The organism is Psychrobacter sp. AOP5-GZ1-6 (genome assembly GCF_052376345.1).
Classification (GTDB): Bacteria; Pseudomonadota; Gammaproteobacteria; order Pseudomonadales; family Moraxellaceae; genus Psychrobacter.
The window spans coordinates 1-877 of sequence record NZ_JBQSVP010000299.1 but is presented as its reverse complement, the minus strand read 5'-3'; the positions used below and the strand labels follow the sequence as shown (position 1 = coordinate 877).

General features: G+C 37.7%; 2 pseudogenes. Both read right to left on the bottom strand.

From position 1 onward, the window contains the following. A pseudogene (locus ACT3RN_RS15890) lies at positions 1-674 on the bottom strand (hypothetical protein); the annotation flags it as partial. Further along, positions 664-877 (bottom strand): annotated as a pseudogene (locus ACT3RN_RS15885) (hypothetical protein); the annotation flags it as partial. The pseudogenes ACT3RN_RS15890 and ACT3RN_RS15885, both read right to left, overlap by 11 nt.

Here is an 877-nt window from a genome sequence, read left to right as displayed (position 1 = left end):
TTTGAAACAGCGTAAACAGCAATACTTACGTGTTCTTTCAATAATTCATTTTTAACACCCCTAATTAATACAGCTCTTTTACTAATATAATCGTTTCTGGTTTTACCTTTAGTATCATTTACAGTTGTTACTGTACGACCTTTGGCGAGAATCTTAGCTATTGGTATAGTTTTAGGGGAAATGGTCAACTTCTCAGGAGCTGACGATTCAAACCTCAACGTTTTAAACTTACTTGCGCTCAATGATGAGGTGTTGCCAATCAATTGCTGTAGTTCTAAGTCAAGTTGGATACCATGAGAGTGCATATCTGAGCCACCTTTATATTTCGCAGTGGTCGTATCTGGAAATATGACTAGCCAAGCAGGTAGATAGTCTTTACTTTTTAATTGTTTAGACAGCTTAGCACTTTGCAAGTAAATATTATTAAATTTCGCTATAGAGTCTTTGTACAACTTTTCCCGCGTGTAGACCATCTTTTTACTAAGCTTTTTAGTAACCTCTTCTATAGGATACCTATCAGCATCTCTTGGGTAATCAAACCCATAGCGTCCAGCCATATCTTTTGGCTGTCTAAAATGTACAGTAAACGGTGCGACATCAGATATCGTACATTCAACCGTATAGTCTTTACCGTTTGACGCCCTACCTCCGCTAGTTGGTAAATTATTCGCCATATTTTATGCCCTCAATCTGTAGATGAACATTAAAACCATCAGGAGTACTAGAATAGTAAGTCTCAGTATGACCGTCGTTATCCGTTATCCCTTCAAATTTTTCATCTGTATTTTCATTAGTTATTATGTACGGCGTGTAGCTATAAGGAACTTCATCATCGTTCTTTAGATGAAACCGCAAGCGATACGCCGTCGGAGTAGTC